Genomic DNA, 25975 nt, shown 5'->3' with positions numbered 1-25975 from the left:
CCTGTCCCCATTCCGAACACAGAAGTGAAATGCAGTGACGCCGATGGTAGTGCAACGTACGATTGTGCGAGAGTAGGTCATCGCCAGGCTTAATTTTCTAATGCAAAAGCCCCTGAGCCAAAAGCTCAGGGGCTTTTGCGCTTTTAGGCTACTGTAAAAACAATCTTATAGCTTATGCAGTTGTAACTTTTCTGATCTTGCCCTTGCTGCAGGTGACATAAGCTAGGCTTATTTAGTTGCTCTTGCGTTTATCTTGCCTTTGCTGCTGTTTAGGTATGCTCAAGCTTATGCAGTAGCTGTCATTATCTCCTTTCTTTTGTTAACACCGCCTATTTTCAGCTTTTGCTATAATGATGAGATTATCTGATTGCACAAATGGCTATGATTAAGTCATTATCTGCATACAGATCAACCGTGCTGATGTGTTCGTTCATCGTAGTGTGCAGCTAAATGCAACAGTGCGCTGTGGCTATAGCAAGTCATTGAGCTACTATGGCTTAGTTTTAGTGAGCTTGAGTAGGAAGATAGCTAGTGACTCACTTACAATCATATTCTTATAAACAGCGCAGCTTTTTAATCTTATTGCCACTTATGTTAATGGCGATAAGTACTTGGTCTTTGAACGCGCAAAACACTCCTAATTTGCCTGATGACTTAAGGCAAGTATTGCTTTTGAGTGTACGGATCTTTTTCCCAGGACTCTTTGCCGTAGCGGTAGCGTTTTTAGTTCCTACCTTCGATCGTGTCTTTCAGATTTGCTCGGTAGCTGCAGTCTATGTAGCGTCGGTTATCTTTATTCCAGATAACCACTCTACAGCCGTATTAAATCCCATTATCTGTGTCTGTACTGCGGTGTCATCGCTGCTTGCAATGTTACCGTACTCTAGCAGCTCTAAAGATGAGCCATTCCTTAATCAGACAGGACGTATCTTCATCAGCTTTATCTTTGTAGTGATGTTGCCTGTCGCGACTTTCATCTTTATCTACGTAGTTATTAGACAGCTCGATATCTTCATCCTCTATACGCTAGATGAAACCTTTGGCCAAAGCTTTTTATCGATTATTTATGTACCTATTTATCTGTTGCTACAGTCAGTCGGCTTCCATGATTTAGTCGGTGAGCTGATCACTAGCCAATATCACAATAGCATGGTCACCGCGTTTGTTAATACGATCATTCTGACTAATCTGTTCTCGCTACCAGCCACAATCTTTATTCGTTCCTTCTTCACGAAACGTCATGTCAGATTATTCTTAACCTTGATGGTGGTAATTTGCATTATGACTGGATCAATAGGCGCATGCGTATCATTGAGTTTGCTCATGTTACTCATCTTCTTCCCAGGCTCATTTTGCATTTTGCTTGGCTCTGCAATGCTGTGCTTTACGCTCTCTTATTTCTTGCAGGTACCAGCCATCACTACTGTAGACAATCTGTATTTACCTGATATCACTCTATCTCGCTCCCGTATGTTCTTAAATCAGGAGTCAGGTTCTGGTGTGGTATTAGAGGCTTTTGCTGTCTTTGTCCCGATGTTCACAGTAATTCTGTCGATGTTCATCAACAGGGAAAAGAAGCTTTCGCTGCGTCGCAAGATGCGCTCTTCACGTACTGGCTTTAGTATTAATGCTAATGACTCACCAGAGCTCTTAGTATTAGGTTACATTCGTGTACTTGGTGGTATTAGCAATGTAGCTGACGTGGAAGAGGACGGCTCATGGTTGTACGTGCAGGTGGTTAACCCTGAGGCAGTATCGATTCATGAGCTAAAGGTCTTGGTTAATGATAAGGTCTTAGTTGATCGCATCAATAAACTGTATCTGTGCGAGATTGGCGATCAATGTGGTGCTATTTACAAGCGCATTAGTCGCTTGATTGAAAACCCTTATGGCCAGTCAGAAATTGAAGTTCCGCTGAGCACACCATTCCCAATTAGCTCATTGTCAGATAATGAGGCTTATCGCATCTCTGAAAATGCACAAGCTAGGATGGAAGGTGCGGCCATGACATCTGCTTCTCGTGGTGCGCCTGTATATGGATTACGTGCCGAAGAGATGAATCGTGCCAAAGGTACTGTGGTTAGAGCAGTGGAAAATCCATCAGCCTAATGAATTTAAGTCTACAGCTCTTCCGGGGCTGTAGATTATAGTTAACGAATAGCCGTAACTTTATAAACGGTTTTTAGAATAATTAAGAGGTATTGCATGAGCGACAATCAGGCTTGGAAAGAGGTTTCCTTAATCACAAATGGCGATAAGGCTGAAGAGATCTCTGATATCCTCTTTTTCCTTGGTGCTGTATCCGTAACCTTCCAGGACGCTAAAGACGATCCTATCTTAGAACCACTGCCAGGTGAGCAGCGTGTATGGCCAAATACTCAGGTAGTTGGTCTGTTTGAAAAGGGCACTGATACCGACCCTGTAGTTTCTTATTTGCAGCACACTTACGGCGATAACTATCCAATTGCAGCTCATGATCTTGAAGATAAAGATTGGGTTAGAGCATGGATGGATAACTTTAAGCCAATCAAGTGCGGTGAAAAGCTGTGGATCTGCCCATCATGGTGTGAGGTTCCAGAAAAAGATGCTGTGACTGTAATGTTAGACCCTGGTCTTGCTTTCGGTACTGGTACTCACCCAACCACATTCTTATGCTTAGGCTTTTTAGATTCACTGCAGGATATGAGCAATCAGACCATTCTTGATTATGGCTGTGGCTCTGGCATTTTAGCTATTGCTGCTTTAAAACTTGGTGCCTCTCAAGCCTACGGTGTAGATATCGATCCACAAGCTTTAATTGCTTCTAAGGATAATGCTCAGCGTAATGATGTTGCTGATCGCCTTAAAGTATTTGATGGCAACAACAAGGATATTCCTCAGTGCCCAGTGGTCGTTGCTAACATCCTTGCAGGCCCATTAGCTGAGCTCGAGCCTTCTATTGCTGCTTTATGTCAAAGCCAAGGTAAGCTTGCATTATCCGGTATTCTTGAGAGCCAGGCTGATGAGGTGATTGAGGCTTACTCTCGTGACTTTACTATCGATTACACCAAGGTCAAAGAAGGCTGGGTATTAATCGTGGGTACCCGCAAGTAAGCACATAGCACTTACATAATAATCAAGCGCTGCTGTCGGACGCTACACGTATGTACATGTTGTGGTACTCGACATATTTACAACAGTACTGATGTTTATTGAGCCCTGATAGATTAAGATCTGTCAGGGCTTTGTTATTTGTACGGCTGAATTTTGAAGGTAGGACACATCATGGATAAGCGTCGAGTGCTAGTACTTAACTGCGATAGCTTTGCTGCAGTGACTGAAGAAGACTCATGCGCAAGAGCAGGCTTTAAGGTTAATGATGAGCCGATGCTGTTCAGGGATTATCGTGATGGCCCACGGTATAACCGTTTTATGAGTCTTCCTGCCATGCTCTCAGAGCATGTGCTCTTTAATGCCGCTGATACATTGGATATACGTTTTGGTGTAGCAGGGGAAAACGCAGCAGAACTTTCAGAACCATCTGCACAGCGCATAAGTGACGATGATATCAGCTTCCTTAGTAGTTTTAAGTTCTACTCATTACCTGAATTTGGTGCTTTTAATGCAGACTTTGTAAAGCAGAACTTTGATGCCATTCTCTATTTTATGCACGGAGAGTTCACTTACAAAAGTGCATTGAATGAAGAGCTCTGTTCACTACTATTGGCAAACTCTAAGTTAAGTAGTTTCATCTTCAACTTTAAGGTTAAAAAAGAGCTCCTTAACGACATTCTAAATGATGAGTTCTTGCTCCAAAGTTTAGATAAGAGCAGAGATTCAAATAACGAGCATATATCTGCTGACTTTGCTGGCGCTAAGAGCTTTTCGCTAAGGGCAGCAGCTTTCACTTTGTGCAAGGTATTATCTCAAGCTCAAGCTATCTGCATGCTCAATGAAGATCATGATAAAGATAGCGTCTATGCAAGCGCAAACGATCTTCAAGCTTTCTTTGCAAAGCTCAAAGAGCTCAGTGTAGTGAACCGTGAGCCTCACATCCTAAGTGCGCATAATGGCTATTTGAACTTTAGAAGTTATGAAGCGGCACGAGCCATGGTAGGCACTAGTGCTTTAATCGAGCATATCTTGTCTTATGAGTCAGTAGCTCCTGCCTCAAGCAATCACTCTGCACCTGGCAATGCACAGACTGAAGATAGTGCTATTGCATGCAATACCAGGCCATCTTTACCTGGCAATTATCAGGATGTGGATAACGCTAGTGCACACATAGCTTTTAGTGCGGGCGCTATGCAAGATAACACCACGCGTATGGTGTCTAAAGATAATGATCTATCCAATATGCAAGCTAACACCACGCGTATGGTGTCTAAAGATAATGATCTTTCTAAGAGGGCGAGTTTCTTACACCGAGCTCCGATAGTAGTGATCTCTTCAGAGCTCTTTACTAAGCACCCACTATTTGAACTATCTCCACTAGCATCGCGCTTGATCTGCAAAGTTATGGATGTATTTTCAAATAGTACTATCAAGCTCTTGCTCAATGACTCAGCCTATACTTTCTTTAATGCAAGCGACGATAGAGCTGCAGCTACTGCCTTTGCAAGTAATCTTTTTGCTATGGAAAAAGACCGCAAAGATCTTGTGTTTGCCGAGGCGTTTAAAGAAATACAGTCAGTAAATCAGCACCGTTATTTAGATGCCCAGTTAAGTAGCCTGTGGTGCGATCGAATCAATGCTAGCCTCGATAAGAACATTAAACGCGATCTCTTTTTAAAGCACGGTGGCGATCCTTTTGTAGATGAGATCAGCGCTTTTTATGCACAACGTGAGGACGTACTAAGTGAGTTTAAACACTATTGCGATCCTATCGAGCAGTGTCTGTTGATACGCGATTACGATGAGTTTATCCATGAGGACTTTGATGTTCTGATCTCTGATCGCTTCTATGAGCAAATGCTAGCTTTAAGTGCTGGCAAGGCCGTGTTTGGTCTTAAAAATGATTTTGATCCTGCCTTAGAGGCGGACTTAAACTATTTTGCATTAAGCAAGGATCACGTACCTGCATCTGATGATGAAATGGAGATGCTCTTAAATGAGTATGCTCACTTGAAGAGAGCGGGTTTAATGCGTCTTGTCTTGTCGGTTGGCGGCTATAAGAAAGCAACCTCAGGATCATTTGGTATTGATGATTTTGTCTGTCAGCTCTCGCTTAAAACACTGATTGATAACGGCTTGAGTGAGTCGCTACATGAGTTCAGGAGTAAGTGGGATGTTACTAAGCTGCAACAGCGTTTAGATGCTTACTACCATTGCAAGATCGAGTTTATCAAGACCTTAAAAGCAGCCTTTGATAAAGGCGATCAGAGCCTAACAGACAATAGCCTGACTAAGGGAGATCATGAGCATGATGCAAATAGTGCAAATGCATCTTTAGTAGATAAGCTGCATACTGCGCAACTATCTAACTTTACCGAGGCGAACCGCTATCAATTACAGTGGGTGTTCTTAAGCTACTTTGCACGCTTTAAGCAATTCAAGCAGTATGGAAAAAGCGATTTTAGCAATGCCAATGTTTTAAGCTTTGGCTGTTCTCGTGGCCGTGAAGCTTGCGATTTGGTGACTTATTTTCCTGGCTCTAAGATTCTAGGCGTAGATATCAATCCTGATGCTATTTGCAGAGCGCTGCAAATGAGAGACAACCTTTGTGTTGGAAGCAATGATGCTAGTGGTATGCATAAGGTTGAAGTCTATGGCAAGCAGGCCTATATGGACTTTAAGACTACTGATGAGTTCTTCCATGCCTTAGATCAAAATGACTCTACAAGGAAGTTTGATGTAGTGACAGTTATGACAGTTCTATGCCGTCATCCTGCTACCGTGAATGTGCTTAACAGCAAGGCCATCTATAGTTTTGAGGAGTTTGAGTCTTCTCTTATGCTCATAGACAGCTTGGTTAAGGTGGGCGGTTTGTTATGTCTGTTTAACGGTAACTATGATCTTCAAGATACTGCCATTGCAGAGCGTTACATTCCTTTGTTCCCATTTGACGATCTGCTGTTCACCGTGATGTCTACTAAGCGAAATTCTCAAGATGGCTCGTATGATGATGTGGATATGGCTAAGGTTGAGGAGGTCATCAAGTACATGACCAAACTTCATCATCAAGAACTGTCACTGAGCGAAGATCATGTTGTACACCTGCCTTTAGCACTAAAAGAGCAGTATCAGATGTCATCTCCAATGGATAAGTATGGCTATGTCACTCTCTTTGATGCTGAATGTATGCGCAAGCCAATGCGTATGTGCAGCACAATTTTTATGAAGGTGTGCGATTAGCAATAGTAGATGCTGCCTCTAGCAATAGTAGATGCTGACTCTAGCAATAGGTGATGCTGCCTCACCACGATGTGTTGCCAGAAGATATGAGTTGCAGGCCAATATTTTAAAAAAAGCTCTGAAGAGGGGCGGGCGCTGCGTGAGCAAAGTCGCATCTTGAGGACTTTGTGCTCTAATAAATGCAATAAGTATGTATCCCAAACAAGACTAAAACACGCTAATAAATCTGATATTTATGCAGCGTAGTGCTGTAGATGAGGCAAGATACTCTAGTGCACTAGTGTTAGATAAAGCATTTGAGATGGAAATAATGGGCTATAATGTTTAATCCACGCAAATTTTGGGTGGCTTTTCTTAAGTCCAGTGTGCATCTGAACATATCATTGATTACATGCTGTCATCTGACCCGATAAGTCTTGAGGATTAAGCTAATGGCTAAAATTAGACCTCGTGAACGTTCCGCAATTATTCAGTCTTTACGTGCTGGTGTTACCCCTCGTATTGGCCTTGAACATATTCAGGTAGGCCGAGTAAACGAAGTAAAGGCGATGATCGAAGAGCTCGATAGAGTCTGCTCTGGTGGAAGCTGTTTTAAGGTCGTAGTCGGTGATTTCGGTGCTGGTAAGAGCTTCTTCTTACAATTAGTACGTTACCTGGCTTTAGAAAAAGGCATGGTTGTCGTCAATGCAGACTTATCACCTGATCGTCGTCTCCATGCTGCTGCAGGTCAGGCTCGCTCTTTATATCAAGAGCTAATGCGTAATATGGCTACCCGTGCCCATCCTGATGGCAATGCCATGATTCCAGTGGTGGAGAAGTTTATTACTACTCAGATCGCTGCTGCTGAAGAGCAGGGTGTGGCTGTAGAAACCGTTATTAAGCACAAGCTGAGATCTTTATCTGAGTTAGTTGGCGGCTTTGACTTTGCTGAGGTAATTGCACAGTATTACAAGGCTTTTGAGTCTGGCAATGATGATCTTAAGCAGGCTGTAATTCGCTACTTACGTGGTGAGTTTGCCACTAAGACTGAAGCTCGTAATGAGCTGGGCGTCCGTTCCATCGTAACTGATAGCTCAATTTACGATCATCTCAAGCTCTTAGCACGCTTTGTCTGTCAGGCTGGTTACAAGGGCTTATTGGTTAACCTAGATGAGTTAGTAAACCTCTACAAGCTCCCATCACCACGTGCTCGTTCTGCTAACTATGAGCAGATTCTGCGTATCTTAAATGACTGTCTGCAGGGCAATACTGAGAACATTGGTTTCATGCTTGGCGGCACCACTGATTTTCTGTGCGATACCAGAAAGGGTCTATACTCATACGAGGCATTACGTTCTCGTTTAGCTGAGAATACTTTTGCTCAGATCGCCAATGTAGTGGATTACCATGGTCCAGTACTACGACTTGAGAACCTCTCACCTGAAGAGTTGTTCGTGCTGCTTAGCAATATCCGTAATGTCTTTGCCAATGGCGATGAGAGTAAGTATCTCCTGCCAGATGAGGCGTTAACTGCATTCTTAAAGCACTGTTCTCATAACATTGGTGAGGCTTACTTTAGAACTCCACGTAACACCATTAAAGCTTTTGTTGATCTGATGTCTGTTATTGAGCAGAATCCAGAGATCAAATGGCAGTCTTTAATTGAGAATGTCCGTGTTGATAGCGAGACTGATCCATCCTTAGTTACCATCAATAACTCTGATGATGAGGACGGTGATAAGAGCTTAGGTTCATACTCATCATTTAGCTCTAACAAAGATCAAGATGACGATGATGACGAGCTAACTACATTCCAGCTCTAACATTCATCTTCTACACACGCTATAGAACCCGCCTGTACACGGTGCAGAGCGGGTTTGTTGCGTTTATACAGCACCATCAAATGATTGCTTTTGAGCATCGGCTGTAAAGACAGAGCGCTGTATTTTTTTTGTGTATTAGCCTTTAGATAATTGATGCCTAAAGTGTTGCGTATAAGCAATTGTACATGGCCTTTGTCCTGTATTTTAGGACACTCAAGCTTGACCTTTTGCAAGCTTATGACATGCAAATATAGCTAGCATTAGAGGCTCTGATTGGGAAAAATAAGCAATTGCGCTGCATATTAGTGATTGTGGTTCATAATATCAGCGCCAGATCGTATCTAAAAGCTGCCTAAAAGTTTAAACCTCAAGTTAGTCTGACAAGCGATAACTTAAGGGACACATACCATTGAGTGTGTGTACGGGCGCTTACAAATACCTTTAGGCATTAAGCTTGTCTTGAGTAGTCATATAGCTCTTGCACTTATGTGCGAGTATCTGACAGCTTGTATGGTGGAGGTCATTGATGACAGACAATTATTTACAGCTGCTGCATCCATTGGTATGCCGCTGGATCGGTGCGCAAAGATGGCGCGACTTACACCCGATTCAGAAGCAAGCTATTATTCCTGTGCTTGAGCATAAGGATGATGTCATCATTTCAGCATCTACAGCTGCAGGTAAAACTGAAGCTGCATTCTTGCCTGTGCTTACTTTCATTAAGCAAAATGAAAATAAGATCAAAGGCGTCTCAGTACTGTACATCAGCCCGTTAAAGGCATTGATTAACGATCAGGTACGACGTCTTACTGATATGGCTGAGCCATTGGGTATTAAGATCACCCCATGGCACGGTGATGTTGCCGTTAATAAAAAGAGCAATCTGTTAAAGAATCCTTCAGGCATCGTGCTGATTACTCCAGAGTCTTTAGAGTCGCTGCTCATCAATCAGACCTCGGTATTTAAAGAGGCATTTAAAGATCTAAGCTACATCGTTATCGATGAGTTCCATGCCCTGATGGGTAAAGAGCGTGGCTATCAGCTGCAGTCGCAGTTACATCGTATTGAGAATTTGATATGTAAGGTGCCTGTACGTATCGCCATTTCAGCCACCTTCTCAAATGACATTGGTTCAGTTGCCTCGTATCTGCGTTCTGGTAGCGTTCACAAAAACTGTCAGATCATTACCTCTGATCAGCATACGACCTCAGCTTTAGCTGTGAAGATCATGGGATATAACATCCCGCATATTGCTGGCGAGGAGCCTCGGTTAATACCGCAGCTGATGCATGATGATGCCATCAATCGCGTGGCTAAAGACATCTACAGATTGCTGCGTGGTAAAAACAATTTAGTCTTTACCAACTCACGTTCAGATACAGAACAACTTGCAAATAACTTACGCGAGCTGTGCCATGCCGATAGAGTGCCTGAGGAGTTTTTCCCACACCATGGCTCGCTATCTAAAGAGTTACGTGAAACCCTTGAGCATCGTTTGATTGATGGTCGTTTGCCTACAACTGCAATTTGTACCTCAACTTTAGAACTCGGTATCGATATTAACGATGTACAATCTATCGCTCAGTTTGCCCCGCCAACGTCTGTAGCGTCATTGCGTCAGCGTTTAGGTAGATCGGGTCGTCGTGATGGCCGTGCGGTTTTAAGATTGTTTATTCCAGAGAATGAACCAATCATCAATCGTATGAGCTCACTTTTGTGCGAAGATACTGTGCTTTCAGCCGCTAGCGTAAACTTACTGCTGCGCCGTTGGTATGAGCCGCCACTGCAAAAGGAATATGCTTTTTCAACGTTGATTCAGCAGACCCTGTCAGTGATCGCTTCTAACGGCTCGGTATCGGCAAAGAATCTTTATGAGCTCTTGTGCAAGACTGGTCCATTCTCGCTGACCACTCCTGCAATGTATGCTCAGCTCTTACGCGCTTTAGGCGAAAACGATCTGATTGTGCAGATGCAAGATGGAACTTTGACCTTAGGACTAGAGGGAGAGTCTTTAGTTTCTAATTACGAGTTCTTTGCATCGTTTAATAACAATCGTGAATACCGCGTAGATCACGATGGTAAGACCATTGGTCGTATTCCGCTGCTAACCTCACTACAAGAGGACGATACCTTCTTGTTTGCAGGTAAAGCATGGCGCGTTACTTACTTTAATGAGCAAAAGCGCGTTATTGGCGTCAAGCCAAGTAAGAAAAAGACCTCTGGATTGCCTATTCAAGGTGCTGGCGGTCAGGTACATGATGCCATTCGTGAAGAGATGCATCGTATTTACCTTACAGGTGAGGCTCCTCCTTGCTTAGATAGAGTAGCTAAAGAAAACTTTGAGCGCGGTAGGCAGTATTTCTTTAACTACGGTCTTGATAAAAAGGTGATGGTGACTGGCCCAACTGGTCTCATGCTGTTTCCTTGGAAGGGCGATCGCGTGTTAGACACCATTGTGCTGATGCTCAACAAGGCATCCATTGGCGCAAGCCGCGTGGGCTCTCATATCGAGCTTGATTATGCTAGCCTCGATAATCTTAAAACTGCAGTTATGTCCATCTTGTTTAATGGCGAGATCGACCCAAAGGAACTGCTTAAGAAAGTTAAGAACCTCGATTGGGAAAAGTACAATTGCTATCTGCCAATCGATCTTAAATACATTACCTACGCGCATACCCACCTTGATATCAAGGGCGCTTTAGATTTCTTCAAAAAGCTAGCTAAGGAGCTTTAGCCATCAAGCTACAGCTTTCAAGCTAAAGCCATCGGGCTAAAGCAATTCATGGGCAGCGCATAGAGTTTGAAAGCGCTAAGCAAACGTAAGGCGCTTGCCTACATTGAGCCTTGGGCTTGCAAAGCCTCAGGCAGCAGTAGCTTTTTAGAGCGAGGATACGCTCATAGGCTAAGTCTTGTTGAGACTTAGTTATCCGTTAAGTTGGCTTATAAGCCTAGTGGCGGTATTTAAGGATGGTGGCAAAGTACTTTGAGCCACTGTTTTGTGTTCTAAATCATTTAGCTTTGCTAAGGAGGCTTAATTGAAAATCGTAAGACGAAAATTAGTTGATGATTCACACTTAAGCTTCATTGCAGATCCTATTTTGCGTCAGCTCTTAGCCGCTCGAGGTATTAAAGAGCCGTCTGATCTTGATAACAGCCTCAAGCAGATGCTTTCTCCTTACAGCATGCTAGATTTAGACAAGGCTGCCAAGATCATCGCTCAGTCCATCATCAATCGTGAGCACATCATGATTGCTGGTGACTATGATATTGATGGCATGACTGGTACTGCTTTAGGCGTACGCTGCTTAAAGGCTTTTGGTCTGCCAGAGCAATTGATTTCTTACTATGTGCCATCTCGCTATGACGATGGTTATGGTCTTAACAAGACGGTTGTAGATCGCGCCCATAAAGCAGGGGTACAGCTCATTATTACCGTGGATAACGGTATTGCGGCATTTGATGCAGTCGCTCATGCAAAAGAACAAGGCATTAAGGTAGTAGTAACCGATCACCACGAGGTACAAGAAAACATTCCAGTGGCCGATGCGGTAGTAGATCATAAGCGTAAGGGCGATACTTTTGCCTCTAAGCACTTGTGCGGCGTAGGCGTGCTCTTTTACGTCATGATCGGTACTCGTGCTAAGTTAATTGAAGAGGGCTACTATCAAGACACCAAAGCCGCGCCAAATATGAGCCAGTTTTTGGACTTAGTTACCTTAGGCACAATTGGCGATGTGATGTCCTTTGATGCTAACAATCGTCGCTTGATTAAGGCTGGTTTAAAGCGTATTCACAAGGGTCAATGTAGCCCAGGTTTATTAGCCTTACTTGATTACTTGAAGATTGATTGCTCCAAAGTAAAGATCAAGACCATCTCCTTTGATCTGTGCCCGCGTTTTAATGCCGCAACTCGTATCAGGATTGCGCAAAATCCTGCCATCATGACCTTGCTTAGTGATGACTATAATTCAGCACTTATCTACGCTAAACAGCTCGATATGTGCAATAAGCGTCGTATGGATCATGAGAAGGTCATGCTTAGCCGTGCTATGGAGCTGTATAAAGAACAACGTAATCAGGCAGAGATAGCAGCTTCTAAGAGTGGACAAGGTAAAGATGCCTCTAGTGATGCACTCCTTGCGCAATATGCTTTAGCCTCAGAGCAGGCAGCAAAAGCAACAGAAGATCCTGCGTTAAACTCTGCTGATCTCATGGATATTGAAGATGCTTACGACTCATTTGATGAGGCGGCGCAAAAGCAAGACTACAATGCCGGTATCGTGCTGTACGATCCAACCTTCTTAACTGGAATTTTAGGTCTCGTGGCCAATCGCATTAAAGAGCGTTACAAGAAGCCAAGCATGGTCTTTGGTTGTGATGAGGGCGCTAAGGTTGATGATGGTATCAATCTGATGAGTGCGGTGGATAATTGCAATGATGATCTCAATACAAGTTCACAGACTGTCCCTTCAGGAGAGCTGAATATCACTCCTGCGCCACTAAGCTTTAATAATGCTGAGAGCACACTTAGTGAAAACAAAGATCCAAATGCTCTTGCCGATGGTATGCGTATTGCCGAGGTAGCACGCATTCGTTCGGCTGCATCAGGTATTCTCTCAAGCATCGATAAGGCTGAGAATGTAGAGGCTGAGTCTAAGCAAAAAGAAGCCGTAGGTCAGCGTAAGATCGTCGGCTCGGCTAGATCGGTTCCTGGTATCGATATGATGAAGGTCTTTGCCTACATTAAAGAGCGTGAGCCAAACATTTTCATTGCCTGTGGCGGCCATGCTGTAGCAGCCGGTGCCACTATTCGTGAGTGCGATGCTGAGCGCTTTAGATATCTCTTCGATGAAGCCTGTGCTGCTGTGCGTGAAGAGGCCGACTCTGAGGTGTGCGAGTTTACAGACTGCGATTTACCTGACTCATACTTATGTGTTGAGTTCGCTCGTGACTTAGAACTTTTTGGTCCTTGGGGTAAGAGTTTTGAAGAGCCGCGTTTTGATGGCATCTTCTTAATTGAGAACAGTAATATCTTGGCAAACCGCCACTTAAAGTTACGACTGCGCTCCTTATCTAATCGCTTTGTTGATGGCATCAAGTTCAGAGCCAATATCAAGGAGAAGTCTTTAACTGCCAACATGAAGGTGCGCGTCATCTATACCTTAGGCGTAGATCGCTATTATGCCAATGAGCGTTTGCAGATGAATATTGAGGCCATCGAACCTGTCTAATAGCGCAAGCTACCAGCTCATAACGCCGATAGCTCAGAGCACGGACTAGGGCCAAGACCGAAGCAAGAGCTAAGATCGAAAGCAAGAGCTCAGACTGAAGCATGGGCTAAGACCTAGGCAAGAGCTAAGAGCGAAAGCAAGGGCTCAGGATTAGGCTAAGGCCTAAGGAAAGAGCCAAGGGTGAAGGCGCAGCGCTGCTCCTAAGGTGATGTCTTGACCTAAAAAACAAGCCCCAAGATCTCTAAAAGATCTTGGGGCTTTGTGCTGATAGGAATGGTAAAAACTAAACTTAGTGAGTAGCCTCGTTGTTTAAGCGACGCTCACAGTAAACTGCAGCACCGATGATGCCTGCAAGGTTGAGAGTCTTTGCAGGGATAACGCGAGCATTCTCAAGGTGAATTTGTTCTTTAAACTTCTCAAATTTCTTGGATGCGCCACCGCCTAAGATAAAGAGGTCAGGCTGTACTAAGAAGTCGATACGGTTTAAGTACTCGTTAAAGCGCTTACCCCATTCTTTCCATTTGAGGTCTAATTTTTCACGAGCTGCATCTGAGCAGTAACGCTCAGCATCATCGCCATTGAGAATGATGTGTCCCATTTCAAAGTTAGGCAGCAGTTCGCCATTGAAGAACATGGCAGTACCGATACCAGTACCGATGGTAACGATGAGCACCTTACCCTTTTCGCCACAACCAGCGCCAAAAGTCATCTCAGCAATACCTGCTACGTCAGCATCATTAGCTACAAAGATTTCATTGCCGAGTTTTTCTTTGAGCAAAGACTCTACATGCACGTTTACCCAGCTCTTATCGATGTTAGCTGCAGTAAGTACAGTTCCATTAATAACACGTGCAGGGAAGCCGCAGGCCATTGGGCCTTGGTAACCGATAGTTTCCACAAGCTCTTTGATAGTGTCGGCCACTGCCTCAGGAGTTGATGGTTGCGGGGTCTTAATGCGAACGCGCTCTGTAACAAGTTCACCTGTTGTGGTTTCTACAACAGCACCCTTGATGCCGCTGCCGCCGATATCAATGCCTAATATTTCCATATGTTTGGCAAGCTTAAGCATGCTATAAGCATGAATAAGCCTTCTCCTTAGTGCGGTATTCTCATAGTAAGGTGCAAGAACAGTTACGATGAGCAACCAGTTAATCTATTACTGCCTGCAAACTACTCTTAACAAGACAGTGCCTGAGCTATGAGCGAGGAAAGTGTTAACAGTTAGGATCATATAGCTTTGGCTTAAAACGCGGCCTTTAAGCGCGTGCTTAGTTGCTAGTCATATGATGGATACTGCACTTCTCGCTAGAGCATTGTCATTATAGTATTAGGCTGACCAAATACATTACATCTTAAGATCAATCGTGCACAATATCACAAATGCAATTGTGTTCATGATGCAAGAAAGTGCACATACATTTGGTGCAATGTTGTTAAAGAAAGCCCTAAAAACCCTAGATATAACAGCACTCTTTCTGATCGTATTATCAAATTTATTGATGGATCTATCACAGAATCATACAGCGTATGACTTGTTGTCATGATGGCCTGATGATACTTAAGCTAAAATTTCATTGGTCATGCCATGGAAGTCATGCCGCGATTATATTTTTGTAAGTGCGTCTTAGTAATTTGTGGCAAGATCTGTGACATACTGTGTATGCAGAATAACCAAACGGATGGGGTAATTAGACACTCAAATCAGCCCCGCTAGAGCTTATGCCGTTTGACTCGCTGCCAAGTTAAAATAACTTGTGCAGATCGTCAGGAGCACTACTTACATGCCATCTTTACCACATCAAGTGTTTACAACACAAGAGATCCGTTTAATTGAGCAGGACCATGCTCAAAACAACAACGGACACTGCTATGACCTTATGGAAAAAGCAGGTAGAACTGTCTTTGAGCAGATGCTGTCGGTCAATACGCATCCAAAGATGGTCTACGTCTTAGTTGGTAAGGGTAACAATGGCGGTGACGGATACATTGTGGCAGCATATCTACACAAAAGCCGTATCCCATATCGTCTATTTGCTATAGGCGTACCTAAGCAAGATGCTGAGGCCTATATTGCTTATTCTTATTTCTGCAAGATTGGCGGTAAGGCCGAGTTTGAGCTGCCTGATCCTGATGAAGAGGCAGAGCGCGGTTACAGCCCAGATATCGTAATTGATGCGCTCTTAGGTACTGGTCTTGAAAGCCCTCCACGTGACCAAATGGGCAAGTGGATCGACTTTATTAATAACACTCGTGCTTACATCATTTCTGTAGATATCCCATCAGGTATCAATGCTGATACTGGTCAGGTTTATACCGAGTGTGTCAACGCCAATAAGACCATTTGCATGCTTGGTCTCAAGCCAGGTTTAGTAACTGGAGATGCCGTTGATTACGTTGGCGAGATCTTGGTGTTTAACTTAGGTATCGATGTTAATTCTTTCCATGGTAAGTATTCAGCTATCGATACTGATGGTGCCTCATATCTGCCAATATTCGTAACCACTTATGAAGATATCATTGCCGATCTGCCAATGCGTTCTATCTCCTCACACAAGGGTGATTCTGGACGCTTACTCATCATTGGTGGCGATAAAGGTTATGGTGGTGCTATCCATATCTGTGGCTTAGCTGCAGCTCGTACCGGAGCTGGCCTTATCAAGGTGGCAACTGATGAGGAAAATATCATTTCGCTGCATGCAACTCGCCCTGAGTTAATGACAGTTAACTTTAGAGATTATGCTGCAGTTAAAGAGGCCATTGATTGGGCAGACGCCATTGCTATTGGACCAGGCTTAGGTACTGGTAGTAACGCAGAAAAGCTCTTAGATTTAGTAACAGCCTCCAACAAGCCATGCATTGCTGATGCTGATGCTCTGACTATTATGGCAAAACAGGGCATGACTTATTCTAAGCGCATGGTGCTCACTCCTCATCCAGGCGAGGCAGCTCGTTTACTGGCTACTACCAACGATAAGATTAATGAAGACCGCTACCATGCTGTATATATTCTGCAGCAGCGCTGTGGTGGTGTAGTTCTGCTCAAGGGTGCTGGCACCTTAATTTGCGATGGCAAGAGTATCATCGTGGTTCATGAGGGCTCACCTGCAATGGCCTCTGGCGGCATGGGTGATTTACTTACCGGTATCATTGCCTCCTTACGTGCTCAAGGCTTAACTTTAATGCAGTCAACTGTAGCAGGTGCATGTGTACACGGCCGTGCCGGAACTGTATCAGGCGAAAACAGTGGCATCATCGGTACTCTAGCTAGCGACTTGCTTCCATACATTCGCTATTTAGTTAACAAGCGTCCAGGCCTTGCCAATCAAAAGGGTGGCGACTGCATGACTGACATTGCCGAGCGTACCGCCTCTTTACTCTTGGCCAACCGCCTTCTGCAGTAGCCTCGCACTTACCGACTAGCAAGTAAGTTACAAAGCTAGTGCACGACTAGCTAGCAAACGATTTACAAAGCTAGTGCACGCCTTGCCAACAAGCTAGCTTGCTATCTAATAGCTACGAGCAAGTTACACCGCATGCTGCACCTTTTCTTAGCTGCAGCTTGCAGTCCTTTTAGACCATTGATGGCTTTCATGGCCATGTGCTGACGTGCATTCGTGCCGTCAGCATCACCTCCTTGATAGGCAATATAAGTCCTTCCATCCGCTCACATCTTCTGTGCTTTAGCCGTAAAAGTTGCAAGCTTTACTGCTAAAGATGAGCATATTTACAGTGTAGATGCGAACTAAGTCGTGGCAATGATAAGATAAGAGCACAGCTAAGGCTGTTTATATCTTGTTTACAAAAGGGTCTCAAAGACAACATGCTCAATCAAGTTACCTCTCAATTAGCCAACGAAGATGAAACTGTAGCCTTTGGTAGCAAGTTAGCTACCTTGCTTAGCAAAACTTTAGGTAGGGTTGAAAACAGGGCTGTATGTATCAATCTAGAGGGTGATTTGGGCGCAGGTAAGACTACCTTAACTCGTGGTTTTTTACGCGCTTGGGGCTATGAGGGTACAGTCAAGTCACCAACCTACACCATCGTTGAAAGCTACAAGGTGGATGGAGTGGACGCTGAGGTCTTCCATTTTGACCTCTATCGTTTAGCTGACCCAGAGGAGCTTGAGCTCATGGGTATTCGTGACTACTTTGCCAAACATGCCGTGATTTTGATTGAGTGGCCAGATCGAGGCGAGGGTATTTTGCCAAAGCCTGATTTAATCGTATCTCTTACCCATCAAGAAGACGGTCGTACCTTAAAGATTACCTCTGAGTTCTTTACTGAAGATGAGCTTAAGACCCTCATCTAGCATGGTCTAATTAGCCTGTGAGGTCGCTAATTTTAAAGTGTCGATAGGCTCTATTGATGTCCAGCTATAGTACTTCAAGGCTACATGGTTAAGTAGCATGTGTGGACCTTAATGGTACTTGTCTGCCATATGGTTAAGCACCATGAGTGGCCGCTAAGAGCGCCAAGCAGTGCATTGATTAAGAGCAATTAGGGTGGCATCTAGGCTAAAAAAGGCTAATAAGCGTCTTTATATGGAAATTTTTACATAATAATGAGCAAAAGTTCCCCCAAATCGCCACCAAATCTCTTAAAATTAGACACTCTAATCTTGTTTTCTTGTGATGCGAACGCCCAGGCGCTCAAGTAGTGTCAGTTTAAGGCGCGTTCGAGCTATCTTTACATTCAATGTTTTAGGCCCACTCGTGTCTTGTAACTGTTTATTAGCGGGCGCTTATGCATGTCAAAAGCTTGATATAAGACACGCTGATAAGATGTATCTTCAAGCTCTGTTATAAGCTGTGCATGGATGCTAGGTTATTTGAGTAGTTTTGCACTTAAAGCTCAAGACTAGCCTTTTAGTTCAGTATTGAATGTACAAATAGTTATGCTGCTCAGGCAGCATTGCACTCCTAGCTAAGGGTTTTGCTCATGGTTTCGGCATTCAAGCGTGCTTTGTTATTGTTTGCATTGATGTGGCTGTCTGTAGGAAGTATTTCTATAGCACAGGCCGACAACATTATGCGCGTCAGAGCATTTTCAAACTCTGACAAAACACGTGTAGTGCTCGACCTTGATTACAAGCCTGTTTATTCCACTGCCATTGCAGAAAATGGCAATCAATTCATCATTCGTCTTAATGATGTTTCCAACTACAAAACTGCAACTGACAAGCTTGCAGTAGATAATCGCTCCGTTATCAAAGGCTTTCAAAAGAACTTAAGTGGCGATGATGTTCGCTATATCTTCAGCCTCAAGGGTGCAGGCACTCCCAATATCTTTGTGCTTGATCCTATGGATGGTCGCAACTATCGTTTAGTAATTGATTTCCCTCATACTGCAAATGATCGTCAACCATCTTCAAAAGAAGATGTTAAGGTTTTAAGCCAAACAGCAGCAGAGAAGCTTGCTGGTACTGGCCAAGGTGCAGGTACTCCTCCTGTAAAGGTTATTACCGTTAAAGAGGCAGATGAGGCAGAAAACGCTTTATTAAACTCTTTATCTTCGGTTGGATCTGACGGCATTAGAACTATGACTCCAGCTCAGGTCAAGGAATACCATGACCGTGTGGAGCAGATTAATGCCCAACAAGCCGCGCAAAAGGCAGCAGCTGAGAAGAACAAGCACAATCAAACAGCCCAAAAGAAGCCTAGCAAGGTGGAAGAAGTGGTGCTTGATACTCAAGCTCCACCACCTCCAACTCAGGTCGCGCTACCTTCAGCCAATCCATACATCATTGCAATTGATGCTGGCCACGGTGGTAAAGACCCTGGTGCTTTAGGTAAGCGTGGTGTACGTGAAAAGGACGTAACCTTAGCTATCGCTATGCAGCTTGAGAAGTACGTAAACTCTAATCCACGTTTTAGAGGTCGTCTGATTCGTAATAAAGACGTATTTGTGGACTTAGATAAGCGCTCTGAAGTGGCTCGTGCGTATAAGGCCGATATTCTTATTTCCATTCACGCCGACTCTGTAGCCTCTGGCTCCTCAGCTCGTGGTGCGTCAGTTTGGGTGCTTTCTAACAATCGTGCTCAGCGTGAAAACAATAAGGTTTTAAGCGGCAACAAGGGTCAGCTCTTAAGCGGTGTAGGTGAGGTACTTTCCTCTACTGATAAGCAAAACCCTTATCTTGCAGCCACCATCTTATCCATGTCCTCAGACAACACCCGTTCTGAGGGTTATAACATGGGTCAAGAGATCTTAAATAAGCTCGGTAAGTTCACTAAGCTGCATAAGAAGACTCCAATTCATGCCTCTTTAGCTGTGCTTAAGTCTCCTGATATTCCATCACTGTTGATTGAAACTGGCTTCTTATCTAATCCATATGAAGAAATTCAGCTCAATCAGCCTAACTACCAAAAGCAGATCGCATACTCTATCTATCAAGGTATTGTTGCCTACTACGAGAAGTATACGATTCAAAATATTAAGAGCCGTTACGAAAGTGCTATTCGTACAGGTTCAGCTAAGGTAGTGGTACATACTGTACAAAAGGGTGAGTCTTTATCAGTGATTGCACGTAAGTACAATGTCTCCATGTCCGCCCTTAAGGCCCACAACCGACTGACCAACAATAACATTCGTATCGGACAGAAGCTTGTCATTCACAAATAGTCACCTTAAATCCTTTAATATGCGTGGCAAGCGACTAAGTGCCACGCATAAGCTTCACTAAACTAAAGCCTACTTTGATGCCTTAACATAGGCATAGGCGTGGGTATGGCTCTTTAGCTAGGATCAGGCTAGGTATTTATCGATGGCATGCTGTACCAAGCATCGAGCTTAGAAAGTGGCACAGATGAGGTTAGCGTAGCTCTCATAGAACTGTACGATTTTGAACTTACTTAAGGCTTTTCTTGCGGGGGAACTATGGGTATTAAGCGACTTTCGGTACAGCTAGCCAATCAGATTGCTGCAGGCGAGGTCGTGGAGCGTCCAGCCTCAGTTGTTAAAGAGCTGCTCGAAAATGCAGTTGATGCTGGCGCTAGCTTGATCACTCTAGAGATCCGTTCTTCAGGTAAAACCCTCATCAAGGTCACTGATAATGGCAAGGGTATTGTTGCAGATGAACTCCCTTTAGCCTTAGCACCACATGCTACTTCTAAGATTGAAACCTTAGAGGATCTCAGTGCGATTAGAACGTTAGGCTTTAGAGGTGAGGCTTTAGCCTCAATTGCATCTGTCTCAAGACTTACTTTAATCTCTCGTACTGCTGATGCAGAACATGCCTTCCAAGTTCATGTTGAGGGTGCTGAGCAACACCCGGTGGTTGAGCCTGCCATTCATAATCAAGGCACCTCAGTAATCGTCCGTGAGCTCTTCTTTAACACCCCAGCCCGCCGTCGCTTTTTAAAGTCAGATAAGACTGAGTTTAACCACATCAAAGAGCTCATAACCAAGATTGCTTTGGTCAATTGCGATACTGAGTTTAAGTTCATTAGCGATGGCAAAACTGTCTTTAGTGTACCTGCCCATGGTAAAGCTAAAATGGCGCAGCGCATTGCAGCACTGTTAGGCTCTGAGTTTAAGCATAATTTGTTGAGCTTTGATAATACTGATGAGGCTTTTGTCCGTAAGTACAACCATTATCAGTCTTACATGGCCTCAAGGAATGGCGGCTATGTTCCTTTTCACAATAGCAGCGATTATGAGAACAGTGATGACTTAGAGCGTGATAGCCTCAATAGCAAGCTGTTACAAATTCACGGCGTTTTATTACGTCCACCTGCCAACCGCTCTTTGCCAGATCGTCTCCTTACCTTCTTAAATGGACGTTGCATTGCTGATCGTACGGTTAACCACGCGATCCGTGAGGCTTTCTTAAATGTGTTGCAGGGCAATTCAGAAGTTAAGCCATGTGTGCGTGGTGTGATCTTCTTGCAGTGCGATCCTCATATCGTTGATGTTAACGTGCACCCTCGTAAAGATGAAGTGCGTTTTCATAACAGCAATCTCATCCATGACTGCATACGCAATAACATTTATGCAGTGCTCGCAACTTCAGGTCTTAATGACAAGAATGCCTCACAGACTTCTTTTGAGCTTGAGGATGATTTTGGCAATGAAGAAGAGCTTACTGTACATAATGCCTCCATCGACACTAAGGCATCAGTAGCTGCAACATCTGACGAAACTACTACTAAAGGCTTTACTCATCTTGCATCAAGCGCACAAGAAGCAACTGCTCTTCAAGATAACAGCGCCTTTGCTCAAGAGGTTGTCTCTTATCTTGAAAGAACGCAGCGTCCTATGCATTCGCAGGGTAATGCTTATGATGAAGAGGCCTCTTTGTGCGGTCGTTTAGCTGATTTTGGTGCCATTAGAACTGGCCTTGGAGAGCTTGAGGCAATACGTGGGGCGCAAAAGGTATCCGCTCCTTTTATTGAGGCTTTCAAAGAGTCCAAGCTCAAAAAACAGCAAGGTACCCTCAGTTTAAATACTCAGACAAGTGATGAGAGTGAAGATGAATTTAAAGAGGCAGCTTCCTCAAATACCTTAGCCAAAAGCTATGGACTTAAAACAAATATGCTTAAGGTTGAGCCCAACATTGGCAAGGCTCGCGGCTATCAAGATGAAGAGGCTAAGAGCAAGTCTGATAATGACCTGAGCATGTTCATCACTGAGGATGGTGCAGAGGATGACTCAATAAGCTCACTTATTGCTCTACAAGAAGAATTTATAAACGAGCAAGAGCACAGAGCAAGCGCTTCAAACCAAGGCGATCACGACTCAAACCCAAGCTCTCACACCACAAGTCAAAGCTCTTTTGCATCAAAGTTTGATGCTCACTCATTAGAGCAGAGCTCTCAAGGGACCATCAGCACTAAGCTGCGTGAAGACGTAGGCACAGTTGCTAGCGATACAGCCGCTCATATAGCTGCTGATAAGGCTGATGCCGATGCAGGCAGCCAACTTGGGATAGCTGATGCTAATGAGCTCGGAGCTGCTGAGGCGCAGGGGCATGGTGCACAAAACAGTTCTGCTGCAGATGAACTTGATAGCACGGATGAGTCTGACAAAGATTTGCCAAGCGGTGGTGAGTCTAAGGGCCATTCAGATCAGTCAGCTGCGGTACGTGCTTTGTATGGTGCGTCTGGTAATGGCTTTAAAGGACGTAGCATTTACGAAAAGGCTGAGGCGGCTAATCGCTTTGAGCGTATGACCATTGATAATGTGTCGAGCATGCTTGATGCGCTTAATGATGGAACTGAAGATACACACAAGATCAATGTTGATTACTCAGGTGCGCTATCCTTAGCAAATCGTAGGTCTAATATTAAGTTTCTGCATCTGGTGGCTGCCGACGTTGCCTTGATTATGGCTGATCAGCGCTACTTTATGGTAAGACTGTCCGAGCTTTATTTTAATTTGCTCATGGATAAGTACTTATTAGATGTTGCTAAAGATCAGGTGCGTACCAAAGAGTTAACCATGCCGTTTTCGATACGTACCGACAGTATTATCGTTAAGGCCTTTAAACGTCAGGATGTACTATGTGCAGCATTGCGTTGTGGTTTCTCAGTTAAAAGCTCGCAGGCACGTGGTTGCATCGATATCTTAGGTATACCTGAGTTTATCTCTGGATCTAATCTAGCTTTAGTAGCACTAAATGCGCTGCAGCTTATTAGCGCGGGTACTGATGCCATATTATCTGAAGGTCAATGCCCAGAGCAGCTAGCCTACAATCTGTCGCGTTGCAAAGCTATTAGCATCAATACCGAATATGACGCCAAAGAGCTTACTGAAAAACTCAGTAGTGCCGAGCAACTTATCTTGCGTGCTAAGGACTTATCGGTTAAAGAGGTGGATCTCTTCTCTATCGCTAGTCAAATGCTCTCATAGCGTATGTTTTATCTAAAAGAATAGGCGGTGTCTTTTAGTATGAATAGGGCCAAGATACTTGTATAATTCATGTTTTCGTGAGCGCAGTGACCATGGCTTTAGCTTGAGAAAAGCAAAGAAGCTAATGGGCGCAATGCTCAAACGTGTTTGCAGGTGAAGTTAACTATAAATCTTGACTCCGATAAGGTGGATATAGAGGCAGTTACTTTTAGGATGCGGGAGTGTAGCAATGTTTGATGCGGTAGTGATTTTAGGTCCAACTGCTTCGGGAAAGAGTGCTTTATCTTTAGAGCTAGCACGTAAGTACCGCACTGAGATCATTTCACTTGATTCGGCATTGATCTACAAGGGAATGGATATTGGTACAGCTAAGCCTACTAAAGAAGAGATGTCCATTTGCCCTCATCATCTAATTGATATTTGCGATCCTGCACAAAGCTATAGTGCAGCCGATTTTAGAAAAGACTGCATCAGACTGGTTGAAGAGATTAGAGCTCGCGATAGGCTGCCTGTTATTTGCGGCGGTACTATGATGTACTACAAAGCTCTAGTTGAGGGCTTATCTCCACTACCAGAAACCGACCCAAAGATTCGTGCAAAAGTACAAGCCATGGCTGATGAACATGGATGGCCATATGTGCACGAACAGTTAAAAGATGTTGATCCTCCTCTTTATGAGAAGCTCGCTCCTAATGATAAGCAGCGTGTAGCTCGTGCCTTAGAGGTCTACTTAATGACTGGTAAGGCGATGAGCTCATTTTTTAGTGAGCCTAAAGATCAGTGTCCATTTACTAGATTTGAAGCAGTCTTGCTGCCACAAGGTGATGACCGTACCAAGCTTAGAGCTCTTATCCGTAAGCGCTTTGAGATCATGATTGAGCAAGGCTTTATTGATGAGGTTAAAAAGCTCTATGAGCGCACTGATCTAAGTGATGATATGCCATCTATGAGGTCAGTGGGTTATCGCCAGGCCATGATGTATTTACGTGGCGAGGTGAGCTTAGATGAGATGATTGAGCTTAGTGTCATTGCTACAGCTCGTTTAGCTAAGCATCAAATGACTTGGTTACGTGGTGGCCTCAAAGATAACGTCGCATCTGATAAGGTTGTCCGTTTCCGTCTCGATATTGAAGATGCTAATAAGGCAGCGCACTTTATAAGTCTGATTGATAACGAGCCATCCTTTGAACGCTACCGCTTGGTGTAGACGTATTAGGACTTATGTAAAAGAAAGCTCGCTTTTAAGAGTGCATACACAGAATTACATAACTTGCTAGTGTGCAAGAAGGAAATGCTTAGAGAATGGCAGAAGTTGAGTTTGAGCCGTTAGGAGCCTCGGTTTTAGTGCATGTGGAGTTGCCACAGGCAAAGAATCAAGAGGATTTAGAAGAATTACATCGCCTCGCTGAGTCCGCTGGTGGTGATATTAAAGACGCCGTTGTCTGTAGACGTAATGCTATTGATCCAAGAACCTATGTAGGTTCAGGTAAGGTAGAAGAGATCGCTGATGCAGTGCGTGCGCACGATGCCAAAGTAGTCGTCTTTAATAGTCCATTAACTCCAGCACAAGAGCGTAATCTAGAAAAAGAGATTGGTGTACGTGTGATGGATCGTATTGCGTTGATCTTAGTGATTTTCGCTATGCGAGCACGTACCTATGAAGGTAAGCTGCAAGTTGAGTTAGCGCAGCTACGTTATGAGCAAGCCCGCTTAGTTAGAGGCTGGACCCACCTTGAAAGACAGAAAGGTGGTTTTGGTTTACGTGGTGGCCCTGGTGAAACTCAGATTGAGCTTGACCGTCGTGCCTTGCGTGAGCGAATTTCTGCCATTAAAGAAGATCTTGAGGTGGTAGCGCGTCGTCGTGAGCAAAACCGTCAGGAGCGTAAGAAAAATGCAGTTCCTGTGGTTTCATTTGTGGGCTATACCAACGCCGGCAAGTCGACATTATTCAACCGTTTGACTAGATCAGAGGTTTACGCTGCAGATCAGCTCTTTGCTACCTTGGATCCGACCTTAAGAAACATGGTTTTGCCAACTGTAGGTAAGGTTGTATTTGCAGATACTGTAGGTTTTATTCGTCACTTGCCTCACGAGTTAGTTGCAGCGTTCCGAGCAACTTTAGAAGAGACCATTCAGTCTGATCTTTTGCTGCACATCATCGATATTGCCGATCAGCGTATTGAAGATAATATCGAGGCGGTGAATGCAGTACTCACTCAGATTAAGGCAGATAAAGTACCTGCACTGCTCGTCTTCAATAAGTCTGATCTTAAAGAAGAGGTCGCCGCTGGTATCGTGCGCGATGAGAGTGGTAAGCCAGTGCGTGTTAACGTATCAGCTCGTACTGGTGCAGGTTTAGATGAATTACTTGCTGCAGTATCGGAGCTCTTAAGCTTAGATCAATGTAAGTTTGAGCTTAAGCTTGGTTATCAAGATGGCAAGCTTAGGGCCATGCTTTGTGAGCTTAAGGCTGTTGAAAGCTTAGGTTACGATGAGACAGGATCTGAGCACGTTAAGATCACCTTAAAGCCATCTGATGCCTCGCGTATCGATAAGCTCTCAAAAGGTCGCCTTAAAGAGTGTCTTTTCAACTGCGATGGTATCCCTTGGCAGCAAGAAGAAGTCTTTGATTTTGAAGATATTGATTAGCTTAGTTGTGAGATTGCCTAAAGGACCTATAACAAGGCTTGAGTCCTTAGCTCTTGATATGCTTGCCACTCTTGAGCGTGAGGATAATAAAAGTTGGTTTGCCCTGTAATT

The 25975-nt window shown here is 44.1% G+C and carries 13 protein-coding genes; 12 read left to right on the top strand and 1 reads right to left on the bottom strand.

Translation table 11 applies throughout. The features are described 5' to 3' along the window. Positions 1 to 672: 672 nt before the first annotated feature. The 6 genes from RDO37_RS10660 (at position 673) to RDO37_RS10635 (ending at position 13366) form a co-directional block, all read left to right on the top strand. Positions 673 to 2109, top strand: a complete 1437-nt coding sequence (locus tag RDO37_RS10660) for a hypothetical protein (protein ID WP_308499068.1) — start codon at positions 673 to 675, stop codon at positions 2107 to 2109. A 96-nt stretch (positions 2110 to 2205) separates the two neighbouring features. Beyond that, positions 2206 to 3093, top strand: coding sequence for a 50S ribosomal protein L11 methyltransferase (prmA, locus tag RDO37_RS10655; protein ID WP_027939594.1), 888 nt, complete (start codon positions 2206 to 2208; stop codon positions 3091 to 3093). 171 nt (positions 3094 to 3264) lie between these two features. Further along, entirely contained in the window at positions 3265 to 6333 is a 3069-nt protein-coding gene (locus RDO37_RS10650) for a class I SAM-dependent methyltransferase (protein ID WP_308499067.1), read from the top strand. 431 nt (positions 6334 to 6764) lie between these two features. Continuing rightward, positions 6765 to 8135, top strand: a complete 1371-nt coding sequence (locus RDO37_RS10645) for an ATP-binding protein (protein WP_044121622.1) — start codon at positions 6765 to 6767, stop codon at positions 8133 to 8135. Positions 8136 to 8661: 526 nt separating this feature from the next. Continuing rightward, positions 8662 to 10869, top strand: a complete 2208-nt coding sequence (locus tag RDO37_RS10640; protein ID WP_027939596.1) for a DEAD/DEAH box helicase — start codon at positions 8662 to 8664, stop codon at positions 10867 to 10869. A gap of 301 nt (positions 10870 to 11170) precedes the next feature. Beyond that, positions 11171 to 13366 (top strand): DHH family phosphoesterase, encoded by a 2196-nt coding sequence (locus tag RDO37_RS10635; protein WP_308499066.1) that lies wholly within the window; start codon positions 11171 to 11173, stop codon positions 13364 to 13366. A 289-nt stretch (positions 13367 to 13655) separates the two neighbouring features. On the opposite strand, the gene ppgK is transcribed toward RDO37_RS10635, so the two are convergent. Next, positions 13656 to 14414 carry a polyphosphate--glucose phosphotransferase gene (gene ppgK / locus RDO37_RS10630; protein ID WP_308499065.1) on the bottom strand — a complete coding sequence of 253 codons (759 nt, stop codon included), beginning with the start codon at positions 14412 to 14414 and terminating at the stop codon, positions 13656 to 13658. Between the two features lie 733 nt (positions 14415 to 15147). Between ppgK and RDO37_RS10625 the strand changes: the two genes are divergently transcribed. The 6 genes from RDO37_RS10625 to hflX all read left to right on the top strand — a co-directional run bounded on the left by RDO37_RS10625 (position 15148) and on the right by hflX (position 25864). Continuing rightward, positions 15148 to 16767: an NAD(P)H-hydrate dehydratase gene (locus tag RDO37_RS10625; RefSeq protein WP_308499064.1), complete on the top strand. Its 1620-nt coding sequence runs from the start codon at positions 15148 to 15150 to the stop codon at positions 16765 to 16767. A gap of 419 nt (positions 16768 to 17186) precedes the next feature. Continuing rightward, entirely contained in the window at positions 17187 to 17675 is a 489-nt protein-coding gene (gene tsaE, locus RDO37_RS10620; protein ID WP_308499063.1) for a tRNA (adenosine(37)-N6)-threonylcarbamoyltransferase complex ATPase subunit type 1 TsaE, read from the top strand. Between the two features lie 629 nt (positions 17676 to 18304). After that, a complete protein-coding gene (locus RDO37_RS10615) occupies positions 18305 to 19987 on the top strand; it encodes an N-acetylmuramoyl-L-alanine amidase (protein WP_308499062.1) in 1683 nt (560 codons plus the stop codon). Between the two features lie 255 nt (positions 19988 to 20242). Next, entirely contained in the window at positions 20243 to 23215 is a 2973-nt protein-coding gene (mutL, locus tag RDO37_RS10610) for a DNA mismatch repair endonuclease MutL (protein ID WP_308499061.1), read from the top strand. A 229-nt stretch (positions 23216 to 23444) separates the two neighbouring features. Then, positions 23445 to 24422: a tRNA (adenosine(37)-N6)-dimethylallyltransferase MiaA gene (gene miaA / locus RDO37_RS10605; protein WP_308499060.1), complete on the top strand. Its 978-nt coding sequence runs from the start codon at positions 23445 to 23447 to the stop codon at positions 24420 to 24422. Positions 24423 to 24517: 95 nt separating this feature from the next. Then, positions 24518 to 25864, top strand: coding sequence for a ribosome rescue GTPase HflX (gene hflX / locus RDO37_RS10600; protein WP_308499059.1), 1347 nt, complete (start codon positions 24518 to 24520; stop codon positions 25862 to 25864). The last annotated feature ends 111 nt before the right edge of the window (positions 25865 to 25975 follow it).

Source organism: uncultured Anaerobiospirillum sp. (assembly GCF_902485895.1).
GTDB lineage: Bacteria > Pseudomonadota > Gammaproteobacteria > Enterobacterales > Succinivibrionaceae > Anaerobiospirillum > Anaerobiospirillum succiniciproducens.
The sequence above is the reverse complement of the archived record's forward strand: the minus strand, read 5'-3'. Positions and strand labels throughout refer to the sequence as shown.